The sequence below is a fragment of the Methylobacter sp. BBA5.1 genome (assembly GCF_000746145.1).
Lineage (GTDB): Bacteria > Pseudomonadota > Gammaproteobacteria > Methylococcales > Methylomonadaceae > Methylobacter > Methylobacter marinus.
On sequence record NZ_JQKS01000004.1, the window covers coordinates 151897 to 171044 of the forward strand.

Consider the following 19148-nt stretch of genomic DNA (forward strand, 5'->3'; position numbering starts at 1 on the left):
TAAAACAGGGATATGACTATGAAAATACCTAATTACAGAAACCTAGCGTTATCCTTTATCGTGCTGACCGCTCTTTTCTTCGCCTTCAGCGACCAGTGGCCGGCGCTACACAGGAATAACCAGTCGGCCGACGAAGTGGTCAAGGACGGCCTGACCATCGCCCTGGCCATCGATCCGGCCCCGGCCGGAAAAGACGCGGCCCTGCTGGAAGGCCGGCCGGCGCGCCTGCAATTCACGGTCCGCGACGCGCTCAGCCGGGCGCCGGTCAAGGGCCTGCATCCGGCCGTCTGGCTCGACCGCCAGAACCCCAAGGAGCAGGCCCTGTCCTGCAAGGACCGCATCAATTCCTACCTGAAAAGCCGGCTGGCCTTTCAGCCCGACGTCAACCTCAACGCCTATTTCGTGCTGGCGCTGAACAACAAGGCCAGCATCTCCGTCATCGATCCGCTCAACGGCTTCGGCGGCAGCAAGCTGATCACGCGCATCCGCCTGAACAGCCCCGGCGCGGACTGGGCGCTGAGCCAAGACCAGAAAACCCTCTATGTCGCCACGCCGCTGAGCCGCGAAGTGGCGGTCGTCGATACCGGCAGCTGGCGGATTCGGACCGTTCTGGCTTTCGAGGCCGCGCCCGCGCGCCTGGCGCTGCAGCCGGACGGCCGCTATCTGTGGGTGGGCCTGGAGACGGCCGGCGTCAGCGTTGTCGACACGGAACGGCTCGAGGTGGCCGCCTCGCTCGCTACCGGCCAAGGCGCCCATGAATTCGCCTTCAGCGCCGACAGCCGCACGGCTTACGTCAGCCATGCCGACGACCGGACCGTGGCCGTCGTCGATAGCGCCCGGCTGGCCAGCCGCCAGGCCGTCAAGAGCCAGGCCCGGCCCGTGGCGCTGGCTTTCTCGACCTTGAGCCAATCCCTGTACGCGGCCACCGACAGCGGCCGCCTGCTGGTCATCAATACCGCAGGCCAGGCCGGCGCGCCCATCGACACCGGTTCGCCGCTGACGGCGCTGCGCTTCAGCCCCGACGGCCGCTGGGGCTTCGCGCTCAGCCGACAAGCCGGCAAGGTGTTCATCATCGACGCGTCGCTGAACCGCCTGGCCCAGACCGTCGAGGTCGGCGCCGCGCCGGACCAGATCGCCTTCACGGACCGGTTCGCCTATGTGCGCTCGACCGGCAACGAAACCGTCAGCCTGCTGCCGCTGGATGCGCTGGGCAAATCGGCCCCGGTGCCGGTCACGACCTTTCCGGGCGGCCAGCGCGCGCCGGGCGCCGCCGGTCCGGCCGACGCCATCGCGCCGACGCCGGAGCGCAACGCCGTGGTGGTCGCCAACCCGGCCGACAAGACCCTGTATTACTACATGGAAGGCATGGCCGCGCCGATGGGCAATTTCGAGAATTTCGGCATGGATCCGACGGCGGTCCTGGTCGTCGACCGCAGCCTGCGGGAAACCGCGCCCGGGGTCTACACCGGCAGCGCGCAGCTGCCGCCGGCCGGGCGCTACAGCGTTTCGGTGCTGCTCGACAACCCGCCGGTCTATCACTGCTTCGCCGCCGACATCGCGCCGGACCCCAAACTGGCCCGGACGGACGCGCAGCCGGTCCAGGTGGAATACCTGCTGGACGACAAGGAGGTGCCGGTCGGCGCGCCGCTGTCGATCCGCGTGAAGCTCCATCATGCGCCCGAGGACACGGTCGGCGACCTGCAGGTGCTGGTGTTCCGCGTCCCCGGCCTGTGGCAGCAGCGCCTGCCGGCCAGGCCGCTGGGCGACAGCCTGTATCAGGTCGACCTCACGCCGCCGGAAACGGGCCTGTATCAGGTGTTCGTGCAGTCGCCGTCGCTGAATTTCACCTTTGAACAGCAGCCCATGCTGACCTTCCGCGCCATCCGGCCGGCCATCGCCACCGCCCAGATCCAGGAGTAAACGCCATGACCACCCCCTTCAGAATCCGAGTCCTCGCCACCCTGCTGGCCGCCGGCGCCCTGATCGCCGTCGTGCCCGACCCGGCGCCGGAAGCGGCCCCGTCCCCGCCCGCCCTGCCCGATGCCGAGCTGGTCGACCAGAACGGCGCCCCGGTGCGCTTCGTCAGCGACATCGCGGGCGGGCGGATCATGGCGCTCAGTTTCGTCTACACCGAGTGCCGAACGGCCTGCCCGGTGGTCTCGGGCCTGTTCTCGAAATTGCAGGACCGGCTCGGCGACAGGCTGGGCCGGGAGGTGCGCCTGGTGTCGCTGAGCATCGATCCGGCCACGGACACGCCCGAGCGGCTGAAAGCCTATGCGGCGCGCTTCCATGCCGCGCCCGGCTGGCTGTGGCTGACCGGCGAGAAGGCCCAGGTCGATGCCCTGCTCAAGGCCCTGGGCGTCTACCGCGCGGATTACGCCAACCATGCGCCGGTCATTCTGGTCGGCGACCCGGTGCGCGGCGAATGGACGCGCTTCAACGGCCTGCCCGGCCCGGACGCCCTCGCCGCCCGCATCGATGAACTGCTGGAGGCCCGCCATGAAAAATCCTGATGACGCCATAAAGGCGCTGAACCCGGCCGGCTTCCTGCTGTTGTCGGCCGCTTTGTTCAGCCCGGCCCTGTCGGCCGCATCGCTGACGGCTTCGGAAGCGCGGGGCAAGCAGCTTTATCTGACCGGCGTCAGCCCTTCCGGCCAGCTGGTCAAAACGCTGGTGGGGCCTGAATCGACGGAACTGTCGGGGAGCGACGTGCCCTGTGCCGGCTGTCACGGCGAGGACGGGCGCGGGCGGCCGGAAGGCGGCATCGTACCGACCGATATCACCTTTGAATATCTGACCCTGGCCTACGGCCACCGTCATGACAACGGCCGAAAGCATGCCGCTTTCACGGCCGATACCCTCGCCGCGGCCATTGCCGGCGGCATCGATCCGGCCGGCAACCGGCTGGATTCGGTCATGCCGAGATACCGCTTGTCCGCCGCTGACAGCACCGACCTGATCGCGTACCTGAAGCGCCTGTCGACCGATGGCGATCCGGGGTTGAACGATTCGGTCATCCGGCTGGGCACGCTGCTGCCGACGAGCGGGCCATTGGCGGGCATGGGCCTGGCCATGAAGGCGATGCTGTCGGCCTATTTTGAGGAAGTCAACGCACGGGGCGGCATTTACAACCGCAGGATTCAGCTGGAAGTCGCCGAATTCACCGGCAGCGCCGATTCGACCTTGAACAATGCGCGCCGCCTGCTCGAAGCCGAACCGGTATTTGCCCTGATAGCGCCGTTCGCAGGCCTCCTGGAGCAGGACATCCTGGCGCTGAGCGAGAGCCGGAACGTTCCGCAGATCGGCCCTTATACGCTGTTTCCCGAAGAGAATCCGGCCCGCAGCCAATCCGCTTTCTATCTGCTGCCGGGCCTTAACAACGAGTCCCGCGCCATGGTGGATTATGTGGCCGATTCATTGCGTCTGAACAATGCCGCGTCGCTGGTCATCGGCCCCGAAAACGGCAACATTGAGGCCGCCGCCGAAGCCGTCAGGAAACAAAGCGCGGCGCGCGGCTTGGGGCCTGTCGCACGATTCGCCTATCCGGCGCATCAAGCCGGCGCTCAGGCTTTTGCCGCCGAACTTAAAAAGCGGCCGCCGGAAGTGATTTATTTTTTTGGCGCCGGCGATGAACTGCCCGCGCTGTTGAAGAGTGTTCAGGCATCGACACCGAAACCTTATGTCTTTATCTCCGGCTCGCTGACCAGCCCTGGCGTTGTCAATGAAGCGCCTGGCGACCGGGTTTTTCTGTCCCTGTCTTTTCTGCCTCCCCATCAAACGGGCGCGGATGAATTTTTCCGCCTGATAAAACGGCATAAGCTTTCAACGCATCATTTAGCCGCCCAGGCTCTATCTTATAGTGCCGCCAGACTGTTCATGGAAGGGCTGCAAAGGACAGGCAAGGATCTGAGCCGGAAAAAGCTGGTCAAGACCCTGGAAAGCCTTTATCAATTCGACACGGGCGTCATGCCCCTCCTCACTTTTGGCTCGAACCAGCACATAGGCTCAGCGGCAGCCGCCATCGTATCGGCATCCCCGGGAGGTCGATAGTCCGCCAGTTGGACCTGGCGGGACATGACCGGCTGAAAGGGGCGCCTGTCGGAGCGGATGATGCCCGCCTCCCCTGCCACGGATATCAGTTCGGCCACATTATGCACATTGAGCTTTTTCATCAGATTGGTCCGATGGGTCTCCACTGTCTTTAAACTGATGCAAAGACTGTCGGCCATCTCCTTGTTCTTGTAACCTTCGGTTATCAATTTGAGCAGCTCACGCTCCCGCGTGGTCAGGATGCTCCGCAAGTGATTGGCCGACAACATTTTTTCCGCCATCAGATAGCGGTTCATGATCTTCGGCAAAATCGCATCCGACACATGATAATGGCCTGCCAGAATATTTTTCAACGCGGTAATCAGTTCATCCGTCGAAGCGTTCTTCAGCAGGTACCCGTCGGCACCGGCCTGGAATGCGTCAGAAACGCTTTCTTCCGTATTCTTATAGGTGTAAATCAAGACTTTGGTGCCGTGCCAACGCTTCTTGATCTCTTCTATGGCTTCCACACCGTTCATCTTGGGCATGATCATATCCAGCAGCACCAGGTCAGGCGGTATGCACCAGGTCTGCCGGAACAGGTCAAAAGGGTTTGTGGCCTGGGAGACTACATTAAACTGCGGTTCCTGAGTCAGTACAGCATTCAGTCCAGCTCTTATAATCGTTTGCTCCTCAACTAATGCAATCTTGTACATTTATGATTCTCCATTTATGCCGATACTTCTAAAAGCATCGAAATTAAAAAGGCGATACTTTTAAAAGTTGATAACCAAGTTGTATTAACGCTATACGGATAAAACATGCATCATCATGCCGGACACATGACGAATACCGCCCCCGTTATCAAATGTATCAGTGGATTAAAAAGAATCGGTTGCACAATTTAAAAAATGCAATTTTTACTGTTTTTACACTTTTTAACTTGACACATTGCAATGTTATGCTACCGCTTGTGTTAAGCGGGATAAATAAGCACTATTACCTAAATTTATTCCCATCTAATGATCATTTGAGCGCTTATTAATCTAAGTGTATGAAATTAATGACACTAACTTCATGCTCTAGCGTACTTTTAAGGTATTTTTGAGATATTATCGATTGATGCCATACCATGCCCTCCGTAGCGCCATTGTTCCTTATCATGCGTGAACCGGCCGATCATTTCCGGCCGCTTCGGTCTACGCCCGCCAGGACTCCATCCAATAGATCTATTCGGCAACGTATTCGGGATTACCCGGGGCCGGGCATGTTCAGTGCCATTCTTTCTGTTTAACGCTCAACAGTCGCTCCGACCACTATGGAGTGATGCGCTTGCCATTCGATTGGATGGCTTTACACCCACTGCGGAGCCGGTTTCTGACTCCCTGCGCCTAGGATTTGGTCGTCAATAATTTCCCTTTTTAAACATAGGATGCGCCGACGACAGGAGGCGCATCGTTCGCGAGATGGAGTGTGAACGACGATGAAAAAATAGAAGCGTAGCCATTTCAAGCAGGCCAGCCATCGTAGGGTACGCATTGCGTACCATTTTCAAAATTTTTTTGGTGAATTAAACCTCAAAAGGTACGCAGTGCGTACTCTACCAGGCGGTGCATAAATAGCCGTGCCGTCAGCCAGGATCTCTGCCGCGGGGCGCATGCGCTCTGCCGGATCGAACGCGCCTGGCGCATCGGCCTTTGGCATCCGCTCCCTGAGATACCTCAAACAATTCGTGCACAACCTCAGTGAATAAAAAAATCCACCGTACCGCAATGTCGCAAGCGACCATCCGGTACGGTGGAATATCTTCCTGCTGTCACTCTAAAACTGCGTGACTACCTCCTGATGTTGACCGGGACGGTGACTTGGCCGCCGCCGGAGGAAACGACGGTGATAGTGGTATTGTTTCCAATCGGAACGCCATCTCGGCTATTGAAGCGCCATCTGCCGCGTGCGTCTGCCGTCGTCGTGCCGATGACGGTTCCCGTTGCCTCGGAACCGAGATGGATAGTGACGGTGTTATTAGCCCCCGCCGTGCCGCTGACTGTCCAGCGGCCGGCCCGCGTTCTGAAATCGGCTGTGGTCACCGTCACCTGATCGGTTACGGCAACAGGATTAACCGTTACCGTTACCGAAGCCGTAGCGGTCAGGTTGCCGTCGGAAATGGTATAGCTGAACGTATCGGTGCCGGTGAAGTCTGCGTTCGGCGTATAGGTAACGCTGGAACCGGTGATGGCGGCGGTGCCATTGCCGGGATTCGTCACAGCCGTCACTGCCAGCGCGTCGCCATCCACGTCGCTGTCGTTGACAAGCACCGGAACAACGACTGCGGTGTCGGCGTTGGTCGTCGCCGTGTCATCGACCGCCACCGGCGCATCGTTGACGGCGGTCACGTTAACGGTGACCGTAGCCGTGGCTGTGAGGTTGCCGTCGGAAATGGTATAAACGAAAGTGTCCGCGCCATTGAAGTCGGCATTGGGCGTATAGCTGATCGTGTTGTCGGCATTGACGGTGGTCGCGCCGTTGGTGGGCTGAGTCGCCGAGACCACAGTCAGCGTGTCGCCGTCCGCATCGGTGTCGTTGGCGAGCACCGCAATTGTCACTGGTGTTTCCTCAGCCGTCGTCGCATCATCATCCACGGCCACCGGCGCGGCATTCGAGCCGATGACGTCGATGGTCACGGTTGCCGTACCGAATGAGTTGCCGCTGCCGTCCTGCGCGGTGTAAGTAAAGCTGTCCTGGCCAATAAATCCGGTGTCGGGCGTATAAGTGAACGAGCCCTCCGGATTGAGAACGAGCGTGCCCCGACTGACATCGGCGCCCAGAACGGCGTTCAACGCTGTTCCTTCGGGATTGATGTCATTTTCCAGCACGCCGGGTGCGGCAACATTAAGTTCGGTATTCTGCGGCGTGCTGTAGGCATCGTTGACCAGTACCGGCAATTGGCTCGCCACGACGACGACATTCTCGATGTCCGATCCGCCGGCCGTTGAAATCACCCTGACCTTGGAAGGCGCAACCGTCATGCCGGGAACCGTCAGGCTGCCATTGCTCAGATTGCCGAATCCGAAAGCCGTGAGGACCGGCGGATTGAGCAGATCGCTGGAAACGGCTTCTATGGTCATGGTCTTCGATGCCGGATTATATTCGGCGCGCGTAATGTCGACTTTATCGGTCAACAGGCTCAGCAGCCGGGTAGGCGTTTTACCCGAGCTGTCGGCCGTCACGCTGACCACTCTGGGCAATGTGGCGGCATCTTCCAGGAGCAGGCTGGTATAGAACAGGCCGTTGCCGTCGCCGATCAGCGGATTTTCTCCAGCCGGCAGATTCGGGCCGCCGCTGACGGTCACATTGGCCGCCGTCTCCGACGTGGCGAAGATATCAACCTGGCCGGCGCTGTCGGCCTGGCGGGCATAGGTGGTTCTGTTGGCCGCCAGCGCGGTCGGCTCTGTTTCTGTGAAAACCTTGCCGGAAACGACGAACAGGCTGGTCTGCACGCTGCTGGTGCCGCCGATGCCGTCGCTATCGCCCGGGTCGATTTCGAGCGGCGTCACGCCATCCAGGGCGACGGCCTCGATACGGAAGAAATTGGTCTCGCAGGGACTGCCGGTCACGGCATGGAGCACGGCCGGATTGCCGATGTATTGCCCGCCCTGCGCGTCAGTGACCGGCAGATCGGAATCCCAGCGCAGAATCGGCCCGATGCGGCCCTGATGCACGGAATTGGCGGCAAACGAGAAATCGAAGCTCTCGTTGACGGCCCGTCTGTCCGGCGTTTCGATGGTATAGACTTCGCGGCCCCAGGGATGGGTTACCGTGTAAATGCCGGCCAAGGGAATATCGATGCGGATTCGTAGCCGCGTGAACGGGAACTGGTCGCCGTCAATCGGCGTTTCGGTCAAAAAAGCGGCCTCGACGCCGGTGATCAGGCGCGCGTCAATGCCGGCGGCCGTAGTCAGGCTGGCCTCGGCCGACGCCCAGAAGCCCTCGGCGCCAAAGCCGATCTGCTCCGAGAAGACATTGCCTGGAATCACCGGATCGGAGATGCACAGGTTCGGGTCCAGGCACATTTCCACGGTCAGCCCGGTGGAATCCTGAACCGACAAAGGAAAACCGTTTTGTGGGTTAAGGGGGCCGATGTTCATGGGCGTCGCCCCTTCGATCGGACAGCCGCCGGGAATTGCGTGTGCGCTCTGAGCGCAGGCGAACAGCGCGAAGGCGGCGACAATACTCGTATTAAGCCTTGAATTCATGAGGTTTCTCCGTATTTTTTCAGTCGTTGCAAGTGTCGGCATCACTCAGTTATTGCCGCACCTTCACCGGACGATGGTTATGTCTTCGCTGTCTGTTCCCCCTTTTGCCGAGGTCACGGTGACTTTCGCAGGCGGGGCGATCACAGTGCTGAATGTGCCGCTGCCGTTGGCCAGATCGCCGAACCCGAAGACCGTGAGAACCGGATTCGTCACCTTGTCGCTGGAATTCGCCTCGATGGTCAAGGTCTGTGAGGTCACGTTATATTCGGCCTTGGTAATATTCACGGCATCGGTGAGCAGGTTGATGTGCGAGGCGTTGGCATTGCCGCTGTTCTTGGCGCTGACTTCCACTGAATCCGGCAACACGCTGGCGTCCACAGGAATGCTCTTGAAAAACAGGCCTTGCCCGTTGCCGTCCAGCGGTACGTCATCCGGGGGCAGGTTGGGCTCCCCTCTTACCGTGACCTCGGCCAGTGGCGCCGAGGTCACGAACGCGTTCACTTGCCCTTCATCATCGATCTCGCGCGCGTAGTTGGTGCGGTCGACCACTAGCGGCGCCGGGGCGTTGCCGCTGAAAATCTTGCCGGAAACGGCGAACAGGCTGGTCTGCACGCTGCTGGTGCCGCCGATGCCGTCGCTGTCGCCCGGGTCGATTTCGAGCGGCGTCACGCCGTCCAGGGCGACGGCCTCGATACGGAAGAAATTGGTGTTGCAGGGACTGCCGGTCACGGTATGGGTTATCCCGGGATCCCCGATGTACTGCCCGCCCTGCGCGTCAGTGATCGGCAGGTCTGAATCCCAGCGCAGAATCGGCCCGATGCGGCCCTGATGCACGGAATTGGCGGCGAACTCGATATCGAAGCTGTCATTGACGGCGCGCACGTCCGGCGTGTCGACCGTATAAACCTCTTGTCCCCAGGGATGCGTCACGGTATAGATGCCGGCCTGCGGGATATCGATGCGGATTCGCAGGCGCGTGAACGGAAACTGCTGGCCGTCAATCGGCGTTTCGGTCGCGAAGGCGGCCTCGACGCCGGATATCAGACGCGCGTCAATGCCGGCGCCCGTGGTAATGATGGCATCGGCAGACGCCCAGAAGCCCTCGGCGCCAAAGCCGATCAATTCAGAAAATTCATTGCCCGGAATCACCGGATCGGAGATGCACAGCGTCGGATGCAGGCACATTTCCACGGTCAGTCCGGTGGAATCCTGAACATAGAGCGGAAAACCGCTGTCCGGGGAATTGTTGAGGGGGCCGATATTCATGGGCGTCGCCCCTTCGATCGGACACCCGCCGGTTATCGCCTGTGCTGTCTGAAAAAAACTGAACGGCAACAGTACGATAGGAAGAAAAATAGTATGCCTTGATTTCATGATTTTTTTCTCCATGCTTTTCGGAAAGTGCAAATGGCGAAAAAGGCACTTCAATTCCTTTACCTAAAAATAAGGATGTAGATGTTTGAAGTGATTAAGCGGCAGTTTCATCATCGAAATCATGAAACCGGAATTATTGCGTCCTTTAACGCTTGCTCAGGCACAATAAAAGCTTGGGTAAAAAAGCGCCATCAGGTGAACACTGTATATTGGCGCTGAAAACACCTGACTAACAACTCAGGTTTTTACGGACGCAAGAAAGTCGCGCGGAGATTTGTCGAGACGGGTGCGCAGTAGCCATGTTTTTATAGCAAGTGACAATATACTCGGCGCGGTCAGGAATGCGGAAAACGAGATGGGTATGAGAATGGATTTTGCCAGGACATGTATCAGCCCCATTTTACGGAAAAAAAATTAACCGTATTTATCGGCTGTTCATGGAATTCCCTTCCGGGCGGCGAAGAAAAAAATCGCACGTTGTATCTGGAAAAGCGTCTGCTAACCTGAATATTTCACCACGCACGACTACAGAGACAGGAAATGATCCCGCCATTTCTCTGCATTCACCCCATCCCTGTGGCTTAGCGGGTAGGCAGGGTTGGCGCTTTGCGGAAATCCAGCATAAGGGGCTTGGAAATGCTGGATTTATCAACCCAGCCTATGCGCTTCGGCAACGGCAAGAACGCCCGTGTTTTACCCGCGGCTGTCCCTTGGCATCATATGGAACCAGCGGCTATTATGATGGCGCATTTCAGAAATAGCATTTCTGCTAATGCAGGAATTTCAAACGGATAATCATTTAGAGATCGCTCCTTAATAGAAATATCCTGAATATGATGTGAGTCTTTAAACCGGTGCAATATTAATTTGCCTAACTCCGAATCAACGAAATCGTGTATCTCAACAATAATATGTGCATCAAGCAATTCAGGCACCATCACAGGATCCAGGAGAAGTTTTTCTCCTCCTTCGACGTCCATAATGACAAGCGTGCGCCCTGAGTCCAGCAAAGCACCTGCTAAGGATTTGGCGTCACAAAATCCCCGGATCCGCATTCGATCCCGCACGCCATTCAGCAACGCCATTTGTTCCAGTAGCTCCCTACCATACTCATTAGCTTCAAATGCAATAACATGGCAATCGGTATATTGCCTGGCCAGCCCTACCGCGTAATATCCTTCAGCTGCGCCAACATCTACAATTGTTTGAAATTCGTGAGAGATGAGTTGCTTGAATACCGTATTCAGTTCCAGCTCATAAGTACCAAGCAATTTCGGCTCATACTCGCTACAAACACTGGTCTTCACATATTTCATGCCCAAAAATGGACCGCTTATAACCTCGCCCCCGCTTCGGCGCTCTATCCAGCGCCGTATTAATGTGCTGGGCCAGAACCTGTACGGCACAATATGTTGAGTTAACTTATTCATGCCCCCGCCTTTTTGCCTTGGATTTTAAATGAGCGTTTGGATGGCTTTGCAACCCGACTAATGGTTGATACCAGCTAAATCTTAATGCGATCTTAACGTGCTATTGCCCTGTCAATCATGCATCACCTGACTATTGATGCGTCGTTTTTGGGACATCAGATTAAGCGACTTTCACCCAAATCTGCTTGCGCTCGACCAGGCAAGGTTTTTTGTCGGACATAACGGCTTTTCCGGATGTTTGAACCCATTGGGCAATTGGCTGGCAGAGATATCGTTGCGGAAAGCGAGTTTTACTGGCGGACTGTTAATAAATCAGGACTTACGCAAGCCTGTGGGGGCGACTTCAGTCGCCCATTCAGATAAAAGGCGACTGAAGTAGTCGCCCCTACAGGTTTTGAACCCGCTTGTTTCGGCGGATGAACAGGCAAACTGCGTAAGTCCTATAAATCTTACGGCTAAAAAATGAAACCCAATCTGATGCTTTGGATTAATCCCGGCCCGCCTGTCCGCCGGTCCACGAGTCAGGCGTCTTCGGAAGCCGGCCCAGATCGTCGATGACCTGCACCGAATGAGGTTTTTCCTCCGACCATTGCCACAGCACCAGGTTATGGTTGCCCGCCGAACAGCCGGGGGCGAAGCTGCGTACCCGGATGCCGGCGATGCCGCAGGCCTGTAAGCGATCGGCCAGCAGCCAGGTCGGCGGCTCCAGGTTTCGAAAGGCCATGTCTTCCCAGGCGCAGCCGAGCTGGCAATCGATGAACCGCTGTATCTCGTGGTCGTTCAGATCGGCGATACTGGCACAGTCGACCTGATACGCCACCAGTGTCATGGGCTGGGGTTTGAAGGGGAAGCCCTGTTGCGCTTCCATCCAGGCCGTGGTCGGGTCCAGTGAAGTGTAGAGCGCGCTGTTGCCGGGCCGGTTGAAGCGTCCGCCGTGCTTTTTGGCGCCCTCCCCTGAAAGCGGCGTATAAGCCCACATGGGATGATGGGCCCGGTAGACGATGCCGGTGAATTGACGGGTGGGGAGTTTCAAGCGTAGCCGCCGTCGGCGATACGGGAAAGATAGGCTTTAACGGCGGCGGCGCGCCCTTCCTTTACCAGATCCTCGGCCGTTTTATCGCCGAACGAGGGCAGCGGCTGAGAACGGAACCAGGCAAAGGCCCGGCCTGCGCCACCGGACCATTCCGCGACGCGGTTGATGATTTCGACGGTATCCCGCAATCGGGTCTGTGTCGTTTTGCTCTTGACCCGGGCGCTCTTGGACACGGAGTCGCGCGACAGGCCCGTCACCTCGGCAAGGTCATGCTGCGTAATATGAAGCACCTTGGCCAGCGAATTCGCGGCCACATAGCCTTCATCGTTAATAACCTCATGTAAAAAATCCACGTTTGCCATAAATGCCTCGTTATTTGACCGTTAGATTGGCTTTATTATAGGGCAATCTCGAATAATCCAAAGTTCAAATCCTAAAAAACCGTCAAACAGTCAATTGCGGCCCTGCGCGTTCATTCGGTAAAACCGGTAATAAGCTATAATTCGGCAACCCAGCCAGATGAAGGGGCGCATCGGCTTAAAAGGCCGCCCAAGGCTCGTCTTTCTGGGTAGATCCGCTTAAACTGATGGCGCCCTAAGTTTCCGGGAATCCGATTTTTTAAAAAAATTAAGAATAAATTTATGAATAAACCTATGCAACCACGCCTGCCTAAAACCGGTTTAGCAGGCTTAACGGAAAACTGGCGCCGCGATCTGTCCGCCGGTTTCCTGGTTTTTTTACTGGCCCTGCCGCTGTGTCTGGGTATTTCACTGGCCTCGGGCTTTCCGCCGGCCGCCGGCATCATTTCGGCTATGGTCGGCGGCCTGTTGGTATCGCGAATCAATGGCTCGCACCTGACCATCAACGGCCCTGCCGCCGGTTTGATCGTGGTGCTCTACAGCGCCGTGCAGGCACTGGGAGAAGGCGATATGATGGCCGGCTATCGCTATACGCTGGCGGCAATTGTCATTGCCAGCGTCCTGCAGGTAATACTGGGCGTCTATCGGGCCGGGCAATTGAGTTCGTTTTTCCCCGCGTCCGTCATACACGGCATGCTGGCCGCGATCGGCCTGATCATCATCGCCAAGCAAGCCCATGTCATGCTGGGCGTCAACCTGGACTTCGGGAGTATTTTTTCAACCATTGCCCAGATTCCGCACAGTGTGCTGTACCCTACCCCCGAAATTGCCTTCATCGGCCTGAGCGGCCTGGCGATTCTGATTATCTGGCCGCTGCTCAAGCATCCGACCGTACGGAAAATACCGGCACCGCTGGTGGTGTTGATAACCGGCATGGGCTTGGGGCAGTTTTTCGGCCTGCAGCATGAGCATATCCACTTCTACCCGGACCCAACCTATCTGGCTAGCCACGAACATCTGATTCAGCCGCAGTTTTTAGTCGACATTCCCGACCAGTTTATGTCCATCTTCTATTTCCCGGACTTTTCCAAGGCGATGACCGTTGAATTCTGGGAAGCCGTAATCAGTATCTGCCTGGTCGGCAGCCTTGAGACGTTGCTAGTTACCACCGCCGTGGACAAGCTCGATCCATATAACCGTACTTCCGATATCGATCGTGATCTGGCCGCCGTGGGCATGGGCAATGTGGTCGTCGGCCTGCTGGGTGGCATACCCATGATCGCCGAGATCGTGCGCAGCTCGGCCAATATCGAAAGCGGCGCCCGAACCGGCTGGGCCAATTTCTTCCATGGCTTGATCTTTTTGGGCTTTTTCCTGCTGTTCCCGCATCTTATCCATAGCATCCCGCTGGCGACGCTGGCGGCGCTGCTGGTCTATACCGGCTATCGCCTGGCATCGCCCAAGACCTTTCAGCATGTCCTGTCTATCGGCGCGGAACAACTGTTTCTGTTTGTCATTACGATTATCGGCGTGCTGGCCACGGATTTGCTGGTCGGCGTGGCGCTGGGCATGACCGCAAAATTAGCGATTCAGATCACGCGCGGCGTTTGGCTGGACAATATGTTCCGCATTTATTTCGAAATCCACCGGCCCGATAGCCAGACCATCGTCGTTAAATTATTGGGGTCCGCGCTGTTTTCAAACTTTCTGCCGATGAAAAAGGCGCTGGCTGATCTTGAACCCGGCAAAACCCTGGTGTTTGATTTTTCAAACGGCTACCTGATCGACCATACGGTCATGGAATTCATCGACGACTTCAGCCGGGACTACAAAGCGCAGGGCGGAAAATGCCTGCAAGTCGGCCATGCCCTGGAAAAATTCTCCGACCATAAGCTAGCGGCGCGGCTTATGACCGCTGATGACAGGATCAAGTGACGTTCATACGGAAATAAGTCCAGTATCGAACAAGGATGTTCAAGGAAAAAACCAGTCCCTTCTCGTTATCGGCACCAGCAAACACTTCCCGAACGGAAGCGGACAAAAAAAAACGCCGCTTCCAGGCGGCCCCGCTGGCGCAGGCGCCTGTCAAGCCATCAACAGATCTTCAATGGCGCGCGGCGCCGGCACCGGACTTCACCTTCACCTTCACTTTTACTGTTACCGAGGCGGTGGCCGTGTCGCCGTTGCCGTCGGTGACGGTATAGCCGAATCTATCGACGCCTTTGAATCCGGCGTCGGGCTTATAGGTGACGCCGCCTTTGGCGATGGTGGCCGAGCCATGGCGCGGATTGGTGACGGCGGTGATGGTCAAGGTGTCGCCGTCCGCATCGCTATCGTTGGCAAGCACGGGGATAGTGACCGCTTTGCCGATAGTCGTCGCCGCCGCATCATCGACCGCCGCCGGCGCATCATTGACGGCATTCACGGTAACCGTTACCGTGGCGGTGGCCACGCCGCCGTCGCCGTCAGAGATGGTATAGGTAAAATTGTCCGTACCGTTGAAATTGGCATCGGGCACATATTCGACCGTATTATCCGAGTTAATGGTTGCTTCACCATTCACCGGCGGGGTCACCGTGGTCACGGTCAAGGCGTCGTCGTCCGGATCGCGATCATTGGCCAGCACGTCGATCTCCACAGCCGTATCCTCATCCGTCTCGGCCTTATCGTCCTCCGCGACCGGATCGACATTCGCTTCACTGATGGTAAGGATCACGGTTGCAGGGCTCTCGGATGAATTGCCGCGACTGTCTTTCGTCGTGTAAGTAAAACGATCCTCGCCGATGAAGCCACTGTCGGGCTGATAGGTGAACGAACCGTCCGGATTAAAGGTCAGCGCACCGTTGCCGGCCTCGGTGACCAAAACCGCCGACACCGAGACGCCCTCGTGATACAGGTCGTTTCCCAACACGCCGGGGGCGGTAATGATAAGCGAGGTGCCCTGCAAGGTGTTATAGGCATCATCGATGGCCATCGGCGGCTGCCCCTCCTCGACGGCCGCCTTTTTGAGGTTCGCCCTGTCGGCGCCGCCCTCCTTACCCGTAGCGGTACGGAGAACGGCCGGCTTTACGCTATCTTCAGCCTCGCGCATATCGGTAATCGGTTGCCTGGCGCGCGCCGCCGCGAAAACGGGCCCGGCCATCGCAGGCGCAGTGATGCGCCTGTTCGGCTCAGAAGCCCTTTCCATGACAGGCCCTGTGGAAGACTGAAGAGCCATGTTCTCAATCGGACGGCCGCCGGCAACCGCCTCAGCTGCCTGGAAAAAGCCAAGCGACAACAGTATGAGAGGAAGAAAAATATTCCGCGTTGATTTCATGTTTTTCCCCATGCTTTTCAAAATGCGAGTGGCTTGACCTGGTTCCTTTACCTGAAAAAACAAGGATAAGCAACTTTTGAACTGATAAGACCGCCTGTTTTAACGTCTAAAATGACAAAACCGGCATTATTGTGACTTTTTTATGTCCACGGAAGCGCAAGTTAATGATGGAGATAAAATTGGCTGCCGGTCCGAAACGGAACACCGGAGTATCCGAAAGCCATGCCCCACAAGGCATGGGAACCCTGAGCCGGACAGGCTATGCGCCCTGCTGAACAATTTGAGGAATTCGACAATGGCCTGCGCAATATCAGATCCCGCAACCGTTATTCCGGGGGTTCCAACAGGTTGGTGGCCGGCTTGCTGATAGCCCGGGTCAGTTCGGCGCGCTGTTTTTCCAGTATCAGCAGTTCGATTTCGCGGCGCAGATACTCGTCCGATTTTTCCGTCGCATCAAAGCGTCTTTGCTTTTCCTTGATTTCGGCTTCCAGTTGCATGTCTTTCAGACGCGCTTCGTATTCAAGCTTTTCCGCCTGCAGTTTCTGCTCCACTCTGCTTCTTTCCTGCTGCTGACGCTCCTGGGCCTTGAGTTCGACCTCCAGATCCATCTGTTGCAGGCGCTGCTGCTGCTTCAGGCTTTCAACATGCATTCTTTCCTTGGCCTCGTTCCAGCGCGCCTGCTGCTTCTCGAATTCCTTGATCTCGGCCTCCAGCGCCGTTTCCTTTAACCGCGCCCCATGCGCCAGCTGATTAAGCTGATTTTGCTCTTCGACTTCGCGCTGCAGGGCCTGACGCTTCTCCTGTTCCTCGATTTCAGCCCGCCATGCCATCTCTTTCAAGGCATTTTCATGCCGGATTTTTTCGGCATGCAGGCGCTTTTCCATGGCGAATTGCCCGATCAGCAGCTTTTCCTCGTCCTTCAGGCGCAGCTGCTGGTTCTCCGCGTCCTGAATGGCTTTCAGTCTTTGCAGTTCGTCTTCCTTGTTCAGTTGCTGCAATTGCAGCTGCTTCTGTAACAGCTTCTGATTTTCCAGCTCCTGTTCCTGGCGCCGTTTCTCCTGAGCCTGTTTTTCACGGAATTCGAAATTCTTTTTAATCACGCTCAGATACACGGACTCCTGCGCGAACCGGCCGTCCAACGCCGAGTCCTCGGAAAACTCTTCGAAAGAGGGTTTCATGATGCAGAAAGTCCGGCATTGGATGTTGCGTAGCATCAGCAACTCGTTGACGGCCTGGGCGATTCTTTGTTCCGTCTCCTTCAGGCCTGACTGTATCCAGGCGCCGTCGTCCAGATTCAGCAGCTCCCTGTCGATGGCATCCCTGACCAGCCCTGCATAGGAAGCCTTGATATGCTGATTGATATCCGGCAGAAATTCCCAGTTGTCGGCCGCATACTTGATCGACGCCTGGAAGCGAATATCCAGGCGCGTCGCGATCGTGCAAAAGCCGTCATAGAGCTTGTTATCGGACGTCAGGCTCCAGTCGGCTATCGCGAGCGGGTAGACGGTATGATAAAAGCGCTTGACGAATTTCTCGGGCCGGCTGAACAGCTTGTTGTAAAAACCGAGCCGGGTATGGACCAGGCGCCGTTCGGCATCGAAACCGGGGTCCCAAGTCTCCGGGCCGTCGGTTTCCCGGTCGAAATCGAATCCGCCCAGCCATCGTTCCAGGTCAGTGTTGTCGTTATTCATTTCCGGCCTTCTGCAATGGCGTGACTTTAGCGGCGGAATCGGCCTTGATGGCGCGGATTTTATCGCCCATGCGCTCAGCGATCAGCGGATAGAGATTAGGGGCGAATTCGACGGTCCGGGCGTCGATCTTGCGCAAGAAGCCGCGGCTTAGCAAAAAACCGACCGCGAACATTCTCGACCAGTCGGAATAACGCCTCGCCCGTTCTATTTCGGTTTTCTCGATCACCATCTCAAGCTCGTCATTTTCATTGATGCGAAACTCGGTGAATTGCCTGAGGCATTCGAAAACCAGTTCCTGCTCCTGTTCGGTCAACGGCCCGGGCGCCGTAAACTCCAGCCGGTACGAAAGCAGCACGGTGAAAAAATCCACCATGGCCGCGCAGATAAACGCGAACGCGGAAAAGCCCTTCCACATCAGGAAAGAGGGCTGTACGTCCTGGGCAAACTGCGCGTAAGACATCAACACGGGGGCCTCCGGCGCGGCGCGGCCCAGGCCGGTCGCCAATTGATTGAATCTGATCTGCACATCGTTGAGGCTGGTCAGCACGGTCTGATAGGCGCCGCCTTCATCCTGCCCGAGACTCACCTGCCTGAGGCCTGCCTGCAACTTGCGCATATCGTCGTCCAACTGCTTGAACCCCTGTTCGAGCTGGGCGAATTGTTGCGCCTTGGCCTGGTAAAGTTCGTTATAGCGTTTCCAGAACGGCCCTTCGCCGACCTGGTTTCTGTATTCGGGGGCAATTTCAGGATGGGTGCCGAAATAGGCTTGCGAGACTTCCTTCGAGGCCTGATCGAGCTGCGCGCGCTGCTGTTCGAGAATCTCGGTTTTCACGGCCAGGATCTGGTTCAGGTAATCGTTAACGTCCTGCCTGACCTGATTCAGCCGATCGATATGCAGGTTTTCCTGTTCCGAAATTTCGTAAAACTGAAAATAGGAAAATGAAATTGAGGCGCTAATGGCAATGATCAGGGAGATCAACACGCTCAAATAGCGCGTCCGGTTGGCTTTCCAGTGGATGCCGGCGATTTCGAGCGAACAGATAACGATGATGGATTGAATCGCCACGGTAATGATCAGGGCGATCCACGGCGTGATGAAATGGGACATGCCGTAATACGTGGTAAACCCGGATGCAAGACTCAACAGCAGGACAATCGGGATCGTCCATATCCTCAACAGGCCGACGAACAGCGTCTGGATACGATTGATGATGCCCCCGGTACTGCCCGAGCCCGCGCCGCGAAAGTTATCTACACCCATTTCTCACACCTTTATCTGTCTTACCGATGCGAGTATTTGCAAGATATTTTTCAGCTACTTTCATACCGGTGTTTGCATGACTGGTTATTATTAGTAGGCTTCAGGATCAAAGCCTTTATGTCTGTATTTCAATATGTTAAGTCCGGCTACTTATAGCCGGTTTTGCGCCGCGCGGTCAAGATATGAAATCGATCAAGCCGGCCATTCCCTGTATGCCCCACCATGGCTTCGTCGCTCTGCCGCCTCGAAAATGGCGCGATACGTACCCTGCTTTTTCTGGTTCCCACGGTCCTCCGTGGGAACCGATACCGGGCTTTGAGAGCGGCACGCCGTATGGCCCGGTATGCGTTCCCATTTATGCCCTTCAGGGTGCGCGGGAGCGTGGGAACGCGGAATTTTACT

General features: G+C 57.1%; 13 protein-coding genes. 4 read left to right on the forward strand and 9 right to left on the reverse strand.

Annotated elements, in window-relative coordinates; translation table 11 throughout:
- Positions 1 to 18: 18 nt before the first annotated feature.
- The 3 genes from EK22_RS03785 to EK22_RS03795 are packed head-to-tail and all read left to right on the forward strand — an operon-like array spanning position 19 to position 4050.
- A complete protein-coding gene (locus EK22_RS03785) occupies positions 19 to 1920 on the forward strand; it encodes a YncE family protein (protein ID WP_036248200.1) in 1902 nt (633 codons plus the stop codon).
- A 5-nt stretch (positions 1921 to 1925) separates the two neighbouring features.
- Positions 1926 to 2513, forward strand: coding sequence for an SCO family protein (locus EK22_RS03790; RefSeq protein WP_036248203.1), 588 nt, complete (start codon positions 1926 to 1928; stop codon positions 2511 to 2513).
- Entirely contained in the window at positions 2500 to 4050 is a 1551-nt protein-coding gene (locus EK22_RS03795; RefSeq protein ID WP_036248206.1) for a cytochrome c/ABC transporter substrate-binding protein, read from the forward strand. The genes EK22_RS03790 and EK22_RS03795 overlap by 14 nt, the downstream gene beginning before the upstream one ends.
- On the opposite strand, the gene EK22_RS03800 is transcribed toward EK22_RS03795, so the two are convergent.
- From EK22_RS03800 to EK22_RS03825, 6 genes are all read right to left on the reverse strand, one after another.
- Positions 3948 to 4745: a response regulator gene (locus EK22_RS03800; protein ID WP_051961661.1), complete on the reverse strand. Its 798-nt coding sequence runs from the start codon at positions 4743 to 4745 to the stop codon at positions 3948 to 3950. The two genes, EK22_RS03795 and EK22_RS03800, sit on opposite strands and share 103 nt — an antisense overlap.
- A 1119-nt stretch (positions 4746 to 5864) precedes the next feature.
- Positions 5865 to 8282, reverse strand: coding sequence for a cadherin-like domain-containing protein (locus EK22_RS03805; RefSeq protein WP_036248208.1), 2418 nt, complete (start codon positions 8280 to 8282; stop codon positions 5865 to 5867).
- A gap of 63 nt (positions 8283 to 8345) precedes the next feature.
- Positions 8346 to 9656 (reverse strand): hypothetical protein, encoded by a 1311-nt coding sequence (locus EK22_RS03810; RefSeq protein WP_152564997.1) that lies wholly within the window; start codon positions 9654 to 9656, stop codon positions 8346 to 8348.
- A gap of 716 nt (positions 9657 to 10372) precedes the next feature.
- A complete protein-coding gene (locus tag EK22_RS03815) occupies positions 10373 to 11086 on the reverse strand; it encodes a class I SAM-dependent methyltransferase (RefSeq protein ID WP_036248212.1) in 714 nt (237 codons plus the stop codon).
- A gap of 487 nt (positions 11087 to 11573) precedes the next feature.
- Entirely contained in the window at positions 11574 to 12119 is a 546-nt protein-coding gene (locus EK22_RS03820; protein WP_232216316.1) for an RES family NAD+ phosphorylase, read from the reverse strand.
- Positions 12116 to 12481, reverse strand: coding sequence for an antitoxin Xre/MbcA/ParS toxin-binding domain-containing protein (locus EK22_RS03825; RefSeq protein ID WP_020157655.1), 366 nt, complete (start codon positions 12479 to 12481; stop codon positions 12116 to 12118). Before EK22_RS03825 ends, EK22_RS03820 begins: the two co-directional genes overlap by 4 nt.
- A gap of 279 nt (positions 12482 to 12760) precedes the next feature.
- On the opposite strand from EK22_RS03825, the gene EK22_RS03830 reads away from it, so the two are divergent.
- Positions 12761 to 14413, forward strand: a complete 1653-nt coding sequence (locus EK22_RS03830) for a SulP family inorganic anion transporter (RefSeq protein WP_020157656.1) — start codon at positions 12761 to 12763, stop codon at positions 14411 to 14413.
- A gap of 169 nt (positions 14414 to 14582) precedes the next feature.
- Here the strand turns inward: EK22_RS03830 and EK22_RS03835 are convergent, their stop codons facing one another.
- From EK22_RS03835 to EK22_RS03845, 3 genes are all read right to left on the reverse strand, one after another.
- Positions 14583 to 15794, reverse strand: a complete 1212-nt coding sequence (locus tag EK22_RS03835) for an Ig-like domain-containing protein (RefSeq protein ID WP_161786371.1) — start codon at positions 15792 to 15794, stop codon at positions 14583 to 14585.
- A 326-nt stretch (positions 15795 to 16120) separates the two neighbouring features.
- Positions 16121 to 17485 carry a coiled-coil domain-containing protein gene (locus EK22_RS03840; protein ID WP_036248215.1) on the reverse strand — a complete coding sequence of 455 codons (1365 nt, stop codon included), beginning with the start codon at positions 17483 to 17485 and terminating at the stop codon, positions 16121 to 16123.
- Positions 17478 to 18746 carry a hypothetical protein gene (locus EK22_RS03845; protein WP_020157660.1) on the reverse strand — a complete coding sequence of 423 codons (1269 nt, stop codon included), beginning with the start codon at positions 18744 to 18746 and terminating at the stop codon, positions 17478 to 17480. The genes EK22_RS03840 and EK22_RS03845 overlap by 8 nt, the downstream gene beginning before the upstream one ends.
- Between the last annotated feature and the right edge of the window lie 402 nt (positions 18747 to 19148).